Source organism: Arthrobacter sp. V1I9, assembly GCF_030817075.1.
Lineage (GTDB): Bacteria > Actinomycetota > Actinomycetes > Actinomycetales > Micrococcaceae > Arthrobacter.
The window spans coordinates 377,752-390,602 of sequence record NZ_JAUSYU010000001.1; the positions used below are offsets into that span (position 1 = coordinate 377,752).

16 protein-coding genes are annotated in these 12,851 nt (G+C 61.8%); 8 read left to right on the forward strand and 8 right to left on the reverse strand.

Annotation, left to right across the window (positions count from 1 at the left end; translation table 11 throughout):
* Positions 1-84: 84 nt before the first annotated feature.
* The 4 genes from QFZ70_RS01760 to QFZ70_RS01775 all read right to left on the reverse strand — a co-directional run bounded on the left by QFZ70_RS01760 (position 85) and on the right by QFZ70_RS01775 (position 3,613).
* Positions 85-1,488: an MFS transporter gene (locus QFZ70_RS01760; protein ID WP_307093810.1), complete on the reverse strand. Its 1,404-nt coding sequence runs from the start codon at positions 1,486-1,488 to the stop codon at positions 85-87.
* A 215-nt stretch (positions 1,489-1,703) separates the two neighbouring features.
* The gene (locus tag QFZ70_RS01765; protein WP_307093811.1) at positions 1,704-1,922 is read right to left on the reverse strand and encodes a hypothetical protein; all 219 of its coding nucleotides are present in this window, start codon (positions 1,920-1,922) and stop codon (positions 1,704-1,706) included.
* Between the two features lie 231 nt (positions 1,923-2,153).
* On the reverse strand, positions 2,154-2,855 hold the full coding sequence (locus QFZ70_RS01770; RefSeq protein ID WP_307093812.1) for a cache domain-containing protein: 702 nt from the start codon (positions 2,853-2,855) through the stop codon (positions 2,154-2,156).
* Positions 2,852-3,613 carry a FadR/GntR family transcriptional regulator gene (locus tag QFZ70_RS01775; protein WP_307093813.1) on the reverse strand — a complete coding sequence of 254 codons (762 nt, stop codon included), beginning with the start codon at positions 3,611-3,613 and terminating at the stop codon, positions 2,852-2,854. Before QFZ70_RS01775 ends, QFZ70_RS01770 begins: the two co-directional genes overlap by 4 nt.
* A 338-nt stretch (positions 3,614-3,951) precedes the next feature.
* Here QFZ70_RS01775 and QFZ70_RS01780 point away from each other — a divergent pair, with 338 nt between their 5' ends.
* The 8 genes from QFZ70_RS01780 to QFZ70_RS01815 all read left to right on the forward strand — a co-directional run bounded on the left by QFZ70_RS01780 (position 3,952) and on the right by QFZ70_RS01815 (position 10,744).
* A complete protein-coding gene (locus QFZ70_RS01780; protein ID WP_307093814.1) occupies positions 3,952-5,463 on the forward strand; it encodes an APC family permease in 1,512 nt (503 codons plus the stop codon).
* A 23-nt stretch (positions 5,464-5,486) separates the two neighbouring features.
* Positions 5,487-6,092 (forward strand): dimethylamine monooxygenase subunit DmmA family protein, encoded by a 606-nt coding sequence (locus QFZ70_RS01785; RefSeq protein WP_307093815.1) that lies wholly within the window; start codon positions 5,487-5,489, stop codon positions 6,090-6,092.
* Positions 6,089-7,060 (forward strand): PDR/VanB family oxidoreductase, encoded by a 972-nt coding sequence (locus QFZ70_RS01790; RefSeq protein ID WP_307093816.1) that lies wholly within the window; start codon positions 6,089-6,091, stop codon positions 7,058-7,060. The genes QFZ70_RS01785 and QFZ70_RS01790 overlap by 4 nt, the downstream gene beginning before the upstream one ends.
* Before the next feature lie 11 nt (positions 7,061-7,071).
* Positions 7,072-8,166, forward strand: a complete 1,095-nt coding sequence (locus QFZ70_RS01795; protein ID WP_307093817.1) for a DUF3445 domain-containing protein — start codon at positions 7,072-7,074, stop codon at positions 8,164-8,166.
* 35 nt (positions 8,167-8,201) lie between these two features.
* Positions 8,202-8,444 carry a hypothetical protein gene (locus QFZ70_RS01800; protein WP_307093818.1) on the forward strand — a complete coding sequence of 81 codons (243 nt, stop codon included), beginning with the start codon at positions 8,202-8,204 and terminating at the stop codon, positions 8,442-8,444.
* 59 nt (positions 8,445-8,503) lie between these two features.
* Positions 8,504-9,880: an NAD-dependent succinate-semialdehyde dehydrogenase gene (locus tag QFZ70_RS01805; protein ID WP_307093819.1), complete on the forward strand. Its 1,377-nt coding sequence runs from the start codon at positions 8,504-8,506 to the stop codon at positions 9,878-9,880.
* A 97-nt stretch (positions 9,881-9,977) separates the two neighbouring features.
* Complete coding sequence (locus QFZ70_RS01810) at positions 9,978-10,424, forward strand: HPP family protein (RefSeq protein ID WP_307093820.1); 447 nt, start codon at positions 9,978-9,980, stop codon at positions 10,422-10,424.
* 29 nt (positions 10,425-10,453) lie between these two features.
* Positions 10,454-10,744 carry a hypothetical protein gene (locus QFZ70_RS01815; protein WP_307093821.1) on the forward strand — a complete coding sequence of 97 codons (291 nt, stop codon included), beginning with the start codon at positions 10,454-10,456 and terminating at the stop codon, positions 10,742-10,744.
* A 114-nt stretch (positions 10,745-10,858) separates the two neighbouring features.
* Here QFZ70_RS01815 and QFZ70_RS01820 read toward each other — a convergent pair whose 3' ends face one another.
* The 4 genes from QFZ70_RS01820 to QFZ70_RS01835 form a co-directional block, all read right to left on the reverse strand.
* Positions 10,859-11,230, reverse strand: a complete 372-nt coding sequence (locus tag QFZ70_RS01820) for a PH domain-containing protein (RefSeq protein WP_307093822.1) — start codon at positions 11,228-11,230, stop codon at positions 10,859-10,861.
* A gap of 18 nt (positions 11,231-11,248) precedes the next feature.
* Positions 11,249-11,620: a TM2 domain-containing protein gene (locus QFZ70_RS01825; RefSeq protein WP_307093823.1), complete on the reverse strand. Its 372-nt coding sequence runs from the start codon at positions 11,618-11,620 to the stop codon at positions 11,249-11,251.
* A 406-nt stretch (positions 11,621-12,026) separates the two neighbouring features.
* Positions 12,027-12,191, reverse strand: a complete 165-nt coding sequence (locus QFZ70_RS01830; protein WP_307093824.1) for a hypothetical protein — start codon at positions 12,189-12,191, stop codon at positions 12,027-12,029.
* Positions 12,192-12,200: 9 nt separating this feature from the next.
* Positions 12,201-12,689 carry a hypothetical protein gene (locus QFZ70_RS01835; RefSeq protein WP_307093825.1) on the reverse strand — a complete coding sequence of 163 codons (489 nt, stop codon included), beginning with the start codon at positions 12,687-12,689 and terminating at the stop codon, positions 12,201-12,203.
* Between the last annotated feature and the right edge of the window lie 162 nt (positions 12,690-12,851).

The window sequence follows — 12,851 nt, forward strand, 5'->3', positions numbered from 1 at the left end:
ACACAAGCGGCCGACGGCGGGGAGTCCCGCCGTCGGCCGCTTGGCCCTGGGTGCCACTCAAGGTGGCCCGCCCATGTTGCTCAGTCAGCTCGCCGACACGCTCTCCCGCGCATCGGCGGGCTCTGCAGATTCGGTGCCGGCCTTGTGCGTCTCAAGGTCATCGAGCGACTTGCCCCTGGTGTCGGGCGAAAGGAAGGTGGCCAGCGCCGCGACGGCACAGATGCCGAACGTGGTCAGACCGATGACCATGGGGACGTTGGTGGATCCCGGGGGAGCGACCGCGGTGAAGATGCTCGGGAAGAACGACGCGATCATCAGGCCCAGGTTCTGCGACACCGCGAACCCTGTCACGCGGATCCGCATGGGGAACTGCTCCTGGAAGAACGTTGCAAAGGTCGCGTTCCACATCTGGAAGAAGATGCCCTGGACAATCACGATGCAGACGAAGACCAGTGCCAGGCTTCCCTGCTCGATGGCCCACAGGTATCCGCCGGCCAGTACGCCGCCGCCAAGGCCGCCGGCCACCATCAGCATCCGCCGGCCGATCCTGTCGGACAGTGCGCCGAAGAGCGGGATGGTGACCACTGCGGCCACGTTGGCAATGAGGGTTACCCAGAGGAATTCGCTGCTGGTGAAGCCGTTCCCGTAGCCCTCCTGGGTGGCGTAGGAGACGCCGAAGATGAGCGTTGCCATGCCGATCACGTTGGTGAACGTCATGATGACACAGCGGACCAGGACCCAGGGGTGGCTGCGCACGAGGTCAACAAGGGGGAACCGGGGCTTCGCCTTGCCCGTTTCAGTCTGCGCCAGGTATGCCGGCGGCTCCTGCACGCGGCGGCGGATGATGTGGCCGGCCAGGATAACGAAGGCGCTGAGCAGGAACGGGATGCGCCAGCCCCAGGACTGGAATTGCTCCGCAGGGAGGATGGCTGCGAGGGGAAGCAGCACGGCGGTGGCAAGAATGGAGCCCACCTGCGTCCCCTGGAGGCTGAAGCTTGCGAAGAAACCGCGCTTGGCGTCGGGGGAGTGCTCCACGATCATCGCGCTGGCTCCGCCCAGTTCACCGGCGACGGCGAACCCCTGGATTAGGCGGAGGATAACCAGGAGGATCGGGGCCAGAGCGCCGACCTGCCCGTACGTGGGGAGAAGTCCGACGGCGAAAGTGGCGAAGCCCATCAGCAGCATGGCAAAGACGAGCACCTGCTTGCGGCCGTGCCGGTCGCCGTAGGCGCCCAGGACGATGGCGCCAATGGGACGGGAAACGTAGCCAACCGCGTACGTCGCGAGCGAGGCGATGATGGCCACGGTTTTGTTCTCGGACGGGAAGAAGATGGCGGGGAAGATCAGCGTGGCGGCCAGGGAGTACAGCGCGAAGTCGTAGTACTCAAGCGCGCTGCCGATCCAGCCGCTCATCGCGGCTTTCTTCGGGTCCCGCCGGGCTGCGCTGGCGTCCGGGATGGGGCGGCTTTCACCGGGGATGGTGCTCATTCGATGAATTCCTTCGTCGTCATTGGCAAGGAACCGGATCTGTTCTGTTCCGGATGGTCAAGGTGATCTTGACGGTTCCAGGGCTTGGAAAGCCCTTTCCCTTGAATCGATTCATTAAGGATAGGGTGGTGACGCCGGTTACGTCAACGCCGGAGATGAGGGCGCGGCTCGTTGAGAACGACCTCGATGCGACACCCGGCTGATGCTGGCAACGCTCAAGGAATTTGTGCTCGCTCCTGCGATGAAAAGCGCTGTGGCGTAGCCGGTAACCAAGAATCCTGGGCTTGAACTTTGTTCACCGCGGTGAGGGTCAGCGGTATAAAGCTGAGGGCGAAGCCAAAGGCCAACGCGAAGGTGCCCGGCAGCAGGGCGAGGTAGGTTGTGCCGCTCTGGATCGTGGAAAACCAAAGCATCGCGGTACTGGCGACCAGCATTCCGGTTGTCGAGATGATCCGAGGGGGAAGCGGACGACGAGCTTGGACGCCACCCCCGCGCCCAGCACGATTCCGACGCCGACCACCACAAATTCGCCACCCCGACACGATCACGGTGAAGTGAAGAATCGCTGTAGATGGTCTTGCTGTTTTTCAAACCTCCCAAACGACCTTGTGGCGCTTGAAAATCCTGACTGGGCATGCGCTTCGGGCTCGCCCGGTTCTAGTCAGTTAGCGGCCGCTCAATAGTGAGAGTTCCAGATGCGCCACCTCGACCGGGAGCAGTTGTTTGTCGGCTGGGATGTGGCGGATTCTTTCGCCCACCAGGTACGCGCCGGAGTTTCCTACGACCACGCGGTTGCTTCCGTTGAGGAGGGCGGCGTCTCCCGGGATGGCCCGGAGCGCAGGCATGAATATCTCTTCAAGCTTGCGGATCCTGATGTCACAGCCGGTCACGCCCGCAAATTTTCCGCCTACCTGGAACGGTGCGGTGTAGGTGAGGATGTATTCGTCCAGGCCCAGGTAGTCAACGTAGGGGCCCCACATGGACCGTTCCCCTGTACGGCTGGCTGAGGTGAAAAAGGGCATGTTCTGATAGTCGTAGAACCGCTCGCCGCCAGGGGTGAGATCGAATTCCAGCTTTTCAATTCCCTGTCCGCGCCTGATCCACCACTCGAGGACGCCGTCCCGGTTCTCGATGGCGTCCGCAGAGAAGATGACTCCGGCTCCAACAATGAAACTATGTGTTTCAAGGAATGCCTTGGTCATGTTCACCAGCTGCCCCACGTCCCGTGGCGCGACGCTGAAAGGACTCTGGCGATTCGTCCACAGCGCCGCCGTTCGGGCTGCGAACTCGTCGACACCCAGGCCGAGTGTGTTCGTCCAGGCGGCTATTTCCTGTGCAGCCTTGATCGCAGGGGTGGTGGTTGTCATGAGCGCTCCTGCTGATACGTCGGGTATCCGAGGGACAATTTCGAGTCCACGAGATGGTGAACGTCATGCCGGATGTGCTCCAGCACCAGCCGTTGGGCGTCCTCAGGTGCGTCGTTGGCGATAGCGCGGGCCAAGGCCAGGTGCTCGGCGGCCACCTGTTCCGGATCGCGGATCAATGACACGGGTGCCCACAGCGCCTGAACTGTCTCGGCCTGCAGTCTTATTTCTGCATTCGTCAGCCGCGGGGACTGCGCCAAGACCGCCAGTTCTATATGGAATCTGCTGTCCGCGCGTGCTTGCAGCTCCGATTTATCCGTCATGGCTACGCCTCGGGCAAGCTCCAAAAGCCTGTTGATCTCGTGCGGTTCGGCCCGTTCGCAGGCCAACCGTACGGTGGCGGCGGCGATAGCAGCATGCTCGTCACCCACGTCCCGAATCTCCGCAATGGACGTGTCCTGGAACCATTTTTTGATGACATCGGCGGATGTGAAGGGTTGTTTGACGACGAACGTGCCGCCACTGCGCCCCCTCCGCGTGGCAACAATGCCCTGATTCCGAAGGTCGGACAACGCCTCCCGGAGGGTAGATGGCGCAACACCAAACATTTCCGATAGCGCTGTTTCCGGGGGAAGCCGCTCGCCCACCTTCAGCAGGCCAAGGGCGATCGCCTTGGAAATCCGGTTGACGATGGCTTCGGAGCGCTCTGTTTCCGGCAATGCCCGGTACACCTGGGCTTGGAAAGCGGTGGTAGATGCCAAGAACGACTCCATGGGAAATAGGGACAGCAGTAACTCTAATCCGGGCACCGACGGCTGCCCGCCGATGCAGCGCCAATTCGCCGGCCTCGCTTATCTCTTCTTCACGACTCTCCCTTGCCAGCAAGACCTTCTGGCTCCGCTACTTCTGAAGTGTACTGCAGAAGATGCAAAAACAGTGGAACCATAGTTTATTCACTGCTAGAAGCTGCTCGGCTGTCAAGAAACCGCTTCGAATAAGGGCGTTGGAGCAGGGCTTGCGTAACTAAAGATATGAAACTATGGTTTTTATGACGTGGTCCCGCTCACAGGTAGCGGTAGTGACCGAAAGAAGGAGTCCAATGCGTGTAGAAACCCCCGAACCGGTTGGGGAGCTTGACGTCGATGACGACGCTCAGCATCTTGCCAGCCTTGGTTATTCGTACGAGAGGCAATTCAAGCGGGAGATGACGTTCTGGGGGAACGTTTCGCTGGGATTCACCTACCTGTCGCCTGTAGTAGCGATCTATTCCTTGTTCGCGGCATCCCTGAGCGTGGCCGGCCCACCGATGTTTTGGTCCCTGGTCATCGTGGGGGTCGGGCAACTCCTGGTTGCAACGGTTTTCGGTGAAGTGGTGGCGGCATATCCAGTGGCTGGCGGAGTCTATCCCTGGTCCAGGCGGCTCTGGGGCCGCAAATGGGGTTGGATGAACGGCTGGGTTTACCTGGTGGCGCTCCTGACCACTATCGCCAGCGTCGCGTATGGCGCAGGGCCCTTCCTGAGCACCCTGGTCGGCATGGAAAGCAGCGTGGACGCCACGATCCTGTGTGGTCTCGTGGTCATAGCGCTCGCTACCATCCTGAACCTTGGCGGCACCAAGGTCCTGAACGCTGTGGCAATGATCGGTCTGCTGGCAGAGCTCGGTGGCGCACTGGTAGTGGGGGTCTGGTTGCTTGTTACCGCAAGGCACCATGACCTCAGCGTCCTGTTCCAGACATTCGGCGCAGGAGAGGGCAGCAACTATTTCTTTGCGTTTGCGGCTGCCGGATTGATCGGTATTTTCCAGTACTACGGCTTTGAGGCCTGCGGCGACGTGGCGGAGGAAGTCCCTAACCCGGGCCGCACCATCCCCAAAGCCATGAGGATGACCATCTACATCGGCGGTTTCGCTGCTATGTTCGTCTGCCTGTCCCTCATCCTCGCCGTGCCCGATTTCACTGCTGTGATCTCAGGGACCGAGACGGACCCGGTTGGCAACATTCTCCTTTCGGCGTTCGGTCCTATCGGCTTCAAGGCAGTTCTCGCAGTCGTCCTGATCTCATTCCTCTCGTGCGTGCTGAGCCTGCAGGCGGCAACATCCCGCCTGGCCTACTCGATGGCCCGTGACGGAATCCTTCCGGCCAGCAAGCTCCTGAGCACGTTCAGCGAATCCCGCCATGTTCCTCCTTATGCGCTGCTCCTGGCAGGGCTGGTGCCGGCACTCATCGTCATCGGATCCAAGGTTTCCAGCGACGCGTTGACCGTCATCATTTCTTTCGCTGCCATGGGCATGTACATGGGCTTCCAGATGGTTGTCCTTGCCGCGCTTCGGGCCCGCATCCTGGGCTGGAAGCCGAACGGAGCTTTCCGGCTGGGCGTATGGGGCATTCCCGTAAATATCGCAGCTCTCGCCTGGGGCGTGCTTGGCATGGTCAATATGGCCTGGCCGCGGACCCCGGAAGACGGATGGTTCGCCAACCATGTGGTCCTGATTTCCGCCGTAATGGTTGTCGCGATCGGTCTGGTGTACATGGCGTGGAAGAAACCGCACCTCAAAGGCGACGCTCCGGCAGCTGATGCAGTTCCAGCACTTTCGGCCCGTCAGCCGGCGTGAAGGACGAAAGGTAACAAAATCCGATGTTGATCACCGGCATCAAGAGCCGACCTGTGTACGACGAGCTATCGCCTATGGCGAGCGGCCTTAACCACCTCGCTGCCGCCCAGGGCAGCGGCGGGAAACCCCTGGTGCGCCTGCTCGAGGCGATGACCCCCGAACAGTTGGCAACTACCACCGTTCTGTATTCAACGGAATCAATTACCGGCCAGAACTACTTGATCGATCTCCAGCAATTCAACGTGCGTGAGCTGGCAGTGTTCTCAACGAACGCGGATGCCGTCCGCGGACTCGATACGTTCCTGGCGACGGCGAAGATGGGAACGCGCCTGTACCTGGCCGGTTCTGAGGGGTTTATCGGCACCTCGATGCAGGTGGCTACCTCATACGGCATGAACCGGGACGAGGTGCTGCGCGAGCACGCCGGTTCCTTTGTGAGGCGCGTGTGGTGCGCGCACTGTGGCCACTATTCCGAGAATGTCACCCACAGGGTCTTTGTATGCCCGGGGTGTGAATTGAATTTGATCGTTCGCGATCACTACTCCGGGAGGCTCGCGGCCTTCCAAGGAGTGAAAGCAGACAGCGAAGTGCCCGGCGAAATGCCGGAAAATGAGGAGTTGGATACGTGAGCGAGTCCCAGCATGGAGCCCTGCGGCTCCGGGTCAAACGGATCGAAGCGGTCACCCCGGAAATCAACCGGTACACCTTCGGCGCAGCCGACGGTTCTTGGCTTCCTCCCTTCTCGGGCGGCAGCCACATCACGGTCCTGATCCCGGCCGGTGGGGAGACCAGGCGCAACGCGTACTCGCTGATGAGTTCGCCGTACGACACAAGCGAGTACCAGATAGCTGTCCGCAGGGTGGATGACGGCAAGCGCGGTTCGCTGGCCATGCACACCAACGTCCGCGAAGGCGACGTTCTCCTCGCGGGTATCCCGGCGAATCTTTTCCCGGTGTCAAAACATGCACGCCACCATCTCTTCATCGCAGGCGGCGTGGGCATCACCCCCGTCTTTGCCCAACTCGAAGAACTCAGCCTCAAGGGGAGTACGTTCGAACTGCACCTGGCCGTCCGCGGCCCTGAGCACGCTGCCCTCGGTCATGAGCTTAAGGAGCGCTACGGAGAGCGGGTCACGCTCTACGGCCATGACGGCCAGTCCCGGCTCAACACGATGGACATCCTGGCAGGCCGGCCGCTCGGTACGCACGCCTACGTGTGCGGGCCAACGCGAATGATCGATGACGTCGTCGGCTCCGCCCACGCCCTTGGCTGGTCGGACGCGAACATCCACTTCGAAAGGTTCGAGGACTTCGGTTCCACCGGTGATCCCTTCTCCGTAACCCTGGCACGCTCCGGCGCAGTCATTGAGGTCTCGCCCGAGCAGTCACTGCTCGAAGCGGTCGAGGAGGCCGGCCACAAGCTCCCTTACCTCTGCAGGGGAGGCGCCTGCGGGGAGTGCGAGACCGAGGTCCTGGAACTTGACGGCACCATCGATCACCGCGACGACTGGTTGTCCGAATCGGACCGGGCAACATGCAAGCTCATCATGCCCTGCGTATCGCGGGCCACCTGCACAAAACTCGTCATCAACGCCTAAGGAAAAATCACATGACTGCGATCTCTGAATCAGCCGCATTCAAAACGGATGAAACGTACACGCCCGAAGGCGGATACGACTTCCGGAACTCGCCCGGGGGTGTTCGCCGGCTGCCCTTCCCGTTCCCGGACGACGATTACATGTACTCAATGAACCTGGAACCACACGTTCCGGCCGGAGACGGTGCCCTCAGGGCCGCATTCGATATTGATGAACACTATGTGTCCGAGTGCGCCCACCGCGCCCAAATGCTCAGCGATATGCCGGACGTACACTACCTTGCACTGCCGCACATGCTGGAAGCGCAGTGGGATCTACTCGAGCTCATCTTTGAGTCTTACGCCAGGGATTTTCCCGAACACTTCACTCTCACCAAGAACGGAAACGAGTGGCGGTGGCACAACCGGCTCCTCGGAATCGACGATTCATTCACGTTCGGTGATCCGGCCACCTTGCCGATGGACCCGATGGAGTACGCCACCCGGCAGGCGCAGGGCGAGTTCGTAGTCCTCGAGGAAAAGGACAATACCCTCGTCATCGGCGCAGGCATGACCACCCAGCGGGCCGACTATTCACTGAAGTTCAACCTCGGCATGAGCTTCTTTGAGTTCCACGGCCCGGTACCGAAGCTGCACGAGATGGGCATCCTGGACAGGGCCCTCAAGTTCCTGCTGCGCATGAAGGCCGGCCACCCGGTAAGGAGGGTCAACTGGTCGCTTACCGTCAACCCGCGTCTTGAGACGTCGGTGGAGACGCTTCCGGAATGGGCGCCGGACCGGACCACAGTCACCAGCGAGAACGCCGGCGAAAAGGTGTACCTGCGCATTGAACTGCAGCCGTTGCACCGTCTGCCCCGGTCAAACGCGATAGTGTTCCCCGTCCGTACTTACCTGGTCAGCCTCGCCGAGCTGGTGGAGTACGCTCCCAACTGGGCCAAGCGCATCCACCGGGCCCTCGCTTCGCTGGACTCCGAACTCGTGGATTACAAAGGCTTCCACCGCTATCACGGTGCAGCGGTCGAATGGCTTTCCCGCCACGACGACGGCGCACCACTGGCCACCGGCTACCCGTGGGCTCCCGAGGGCATCCAGCCCGGCGATCACTGACCGACACCTGAAATACCCTCGACAAGAGCAGCCAAATGGAAATGGAACCTGCTGGACGTACTGCGTGGGCCAAAGTTGAACTCGGCACCGAAGTCTCACTCTCCAGCAATGGCCAACTCCTGCATCACGGGACAGTCGTGGCCAAAACCACGAGTGGTTCGGCTCTGTGGGTACTTTCACCCACGCTGGAGCGCCGTATGTATCGAAACAACACCGGGCATCACCTGACCGTGGAGAAAGCACCAACCGCGGGCAGCCGGTCCACCTATCAGCCCTAACCACAGCAGACCCTGGACACCAGGAACCCGTCACAGAAGCAACACAACATAGGAGACACATGTCCCGGTACCGGGTGCAGAACCCTGCAACAGGTGAGGTCGTCGAGACCTTTGAAGCAGCTTCGGACGAACAGATACAGCAGGTGCTGTCCGGTGCTGATGCCGCCTACGGCCAGTGGCGCGAGAAAAGCATCCAGGACAGAGCCGCCGTCGTCCGCCGCATCGCTGAGTTGTTCGAAGAGCGCAAGGAAGAGCTCGCCAGGATCATCGCCCAGGAGATGGGCAAACCCCTGGCGGAGGGTATTGAGGAAGTGGAGTTTGCCGCTTCGATCCTTGACTACTACGGCGTGCACGGCCCCGGCCTCGCCGTTGACCAGGAGATTCCAAGCACTGTTCCCGGCAAGGCGATCCTCGAGAACTGCCCCGTGGGCGTTCTGCTCGGCGTCATGCCCTGGAACTTCCCGTATTACCAGGTGGCCCGCTTCGCCGCACCCAACCTGGTCCTCGGCAACACCATCCTGCTCAAGCACGCAGACATCTGCCCCCGTTCGGCGCTGGCGATCCAGCAGATCATGGAAGAAGCAGGTGTTCCTGACGGCGGTTACACCAACGTCTTCGCCACGCACGACCAGATCGCGGCGATCATCGCAGATCCCCGGGTGCAGGGCGTTTCCCTCACAGGATCCGAACGCGCCGGCTCGATCATCGGAGAGCAGGCCGGCAGGCACCTGAAGAAGGCTGTGCTCGAACTCGGCGGAACAGACCCGATGATCGTGCTCGACTCCCATGACCTCGCATCAGTCGCTGCAGACGCCTGGAACTTCCGCGTCTACAACGGGGGCCAGGTGTGCAACGGCAACAAGCGGATGATCGTCATGGAAGATATCTATGACGAGTTCGTGGCCCAGCTGAAGAAGCTCGCTGACGGGCTCGTGCCGGGTGATCCCCTGAACATGCCGGAGGGTGCCTATGGTCCTCTTTCCAGCAGGGCAGCAGCGGAGCAGGTGAACGCCCAAGTCCAGTGGGCTGTCGCCGAAGGTGCCACTCTTGAAGTCGGCGGGGTCCTCTCCGAGGGGGAAGGTGCTTACTTCTCACCCGCCGTCCTAACCGGTATCAGCCGCGAATCGGCTTCCTTCCGCGAAGAGATTTTCGGGCCCGTGGCAATCGTTTTCAAGGTAACAAGCGATGACGAGGCACTCGAACTCGCCAATGATTCCGACTTCGGCCTGGGCGGCTCAGTCTTCTCCACCGACAAGGCACGTGCTGCGAACATTGCGTCCCGCCTGAACGTTGGGATGGCGCACGTCAACATCATCGCTGCGGAGGCAGCGGAACTTCCCTTCGGTGGCGTGAAACGCTCAGGCTTTGGCCGCGAAATGGGTCCCTTGGGTATGGGCGAATTCGTCAACAAGCGCCTGTACTTCGTCGCCGACTGATGGGATAACCATGTCCGTTACCAGTCCTGCCCGGTCACCGGTCCTTCCCCCTCAGCCCCGCACGCGCTGGTCCTCCCAAGCTCCCCACCGGCCTCCTATGGCAAAGCTCGCTGTAACCACCCTGACCAGCGTTGCCGCCCTCGCCTGCCTGGTGCTGTTGGGCAAGTTGTCGGGCCACCTCCTGCTCATCCCGCCGATGGCCGCGTCCATGGCACTCGTGGCCGCGGCGCCCCATCTGCCACTCTCCCAGCCGCGGAGCGTGATCGGCGGCCAGGTTGTTTCCGCCCTGCTTGGTGTGGGCACGGGGTTGGTCAGCCACTCGTTCTGGGCCGCCGCTGTTGCGGGCAGCCTGGCGATCGGAGCTACCCTGTGGCTGAGGATGCCTCATTCACCGGCGGCTGCCACCGCAGTCATCGGTACCATGGCAACCACTGGGCAGGTCGCCTTTGTGGTGTGCTCCGGTATTGCGGCATGCATCCTGGTCGGGTTTGGAATTGTTGGGTCCCGGCTCCGCGGAGCGACGTACCCAACATATTGGTTCTGACGAGGAACGGTAGCTCTCGGAGCCTGACTGTGAACTACTTCCGGCCGGACCGGAAGCTGCTGGCCGCCGTCGTGGTTTTCCAGCTGGCGCAGTCCATTGCGGCCCTGGTCCTACCCACCCTGAACGCGGACATCGTCGACGAGGGCGTGGCTACGGCGAACATCGGCTACATCGTGAGCCTGGGCGGGACGATGCTGGGGATCACCATGCAGATCGTGTTCGCGGTTATAGCGGTGTACTTCACGCCGAAGGTGGCATTGGGCGTGAAGCCCCTCAGGTCGAGCTGGTTGGGCTACGGATCCGCGGTCGGTGGGCCTTAGGCGGAGCTATGGCAAGTTTTCACTCTCGTTGTCGTGCGACGTCATACTGCCAATGGCAACAGGGAGACGCAAAGGGCGGCCGGAGTATCCGACCGCCCTTCCAAGCGCTGATCGCTATTTATTAGTCAGCATGTTCCAAAGGATCAGGTCGTGGGCGTGTTTGGCTTTGTCGTCGCCGCGGAAGTCCGCTTCCTTGATGCTGCCACCCGTGTCGATTCCAATGCTCGAGGTTGACGCGAACCTGCCCATCATCGACTTGTTGGACAGCATGGAGACCGAGCGGATGTTCTTGTAGGGCACTGACACGACGGCGAGCTTGTTTCCTACGAAGCTCTTGTCCTGGAGGATGACGCGCATGTTGGTGATACCGACGAAGCCGGTACCGACACCGATGCAGTCGTAAACGGCGTAGACGATTTCGCCTTGCAGGAGCCCGGCCCTGATTTGCTCGAGCTGTTCCCACTTGTCGTGGATGACCTCAGTCAAGGTGCAGCCTCCTTCGGCTTATTTGCGGAGCGGAACGCCGTGGGCATCCCGCTGGAAGTAGACGGCTCCTACGAGGATCATGATGCCCTCGATGACGCCCCACAGGGCAAGGAAGCCCAGACCAAGGGCACTCAGGACCATCGCGAGCACGAGTTGGATGATGCCGATCTTTGTATACCCCAGGTAAAAGCGGTGCACACCCAGGGCGCCCAGGAATATGCCCAGCAAACCTGCTGCAATCTTCGACTTGGACTGTGGGTAGCCGTAGCCCGGCTGCGGCATGGGGGGCTGGGCAGAGTAGTGGGGCTGCTGCGGCATGGGCGGTTGGCCGGAGTACTGCGGCTGCTGCGGCATCGGCGGCTGTGCCGAGTATTGCGGTGGTTGCGGCATTGGCGGCTGAGCGGAGTATTGCGGCTGCTGCGGCATTGGAGGCTGAGCAGAGTACTGGGGGCCGGGGAATGGCTGCCGAGGTGAAGATTGGGCACCGTCAGGAGAGGGCGCGGGCTGGCCGTAACTTTCCTGTGGGGCCGGGTTCGCGTCGGGGTGTTGCTGGGTCATGGTTGGTGCCTTCCGGAGAATGATGATGCGGCCCTTGTGACCGGGCAGCGGCAGTCAACGACGGCGTCCCCAGAATCCATGGCCCTCATAAGTGTGACGGACCACGGGGAAAATTACTCTGTTAGTCGCAGTGTTTCCTGTTGACAGGTGTTTTAAGAAAGCGGCCGACGCCGGGAGGTCCCGCCGTCGGCCGCTTTGCGCTGGGTGCCGCTCGCCTGAGCCGCCCAGGCTGAGGCAGTTACCTCGCCGTCCCGCTCTCGCGGACGGTCGCTGGCTCGGCCGCGTCGGTCTCAGGCTTGCGGGCCTCGAGGTCGTCAAGGGACTTGCCGCGGGTATCGGGTGAGAGGATGGTTGCCAGCCCCTCGACTGCCCAGATGCCGAAGGTGGTCAGCCCGTTGACCACGGCCGCCAGCTACTCCGAGGGCACCCGGCCGATACTCCATGCGGAAACCCCGCGCAGGTCCACCCTGGTGGCCTGAAGGCGGATCTGGGCTCCTCCTGAAATGACCAGCGGTTCAAGGAAATGGATGTACCGGTCCTGGGCCTTCAGCCGGCGGTTCGCATCAGTTTCTGCCGCCTTCACCCTCTGTTCGTCCGCGGTGGACTGTAAGGACTCAAGCGCATCGGCCATGGCCGGGCTGCCGGGGCGGACCTGGTCATGCTGCCGCCTGGCCCACGCCTGCTCGGACACGACGGATCCGGAAATGACGGTGCCGTCCACAACAACCGTGAGCTCCATCGTTGCGTCCGGGTCAGTCCCGATCGGAGCCAGCAGCAGCGCCAGTCGGGGGTCGACGTCGTACCAGGACCGGGCTGCGAACCCTTCGCGGTGCGCAGCGAACATCTCCTCGTGGTCGGCAGCCGCCTGGGTGATTGCGTCGTGGGTTGGTTGGTTCGCCATGAGCTGGTCCCTTCCTGGTCCTTGCGTTGAAGTCTTTCGAAGAGCTTAGTTCCGATGCTGCTGCGCGGGCGTGGAGAATCAGCGGGTACTGCGCCCTGCGAGAACCGCCCCAACTTCCTCCCCGGGCAAGGCACCGCGCCCAGCGCCCGGACGTAAACTGAC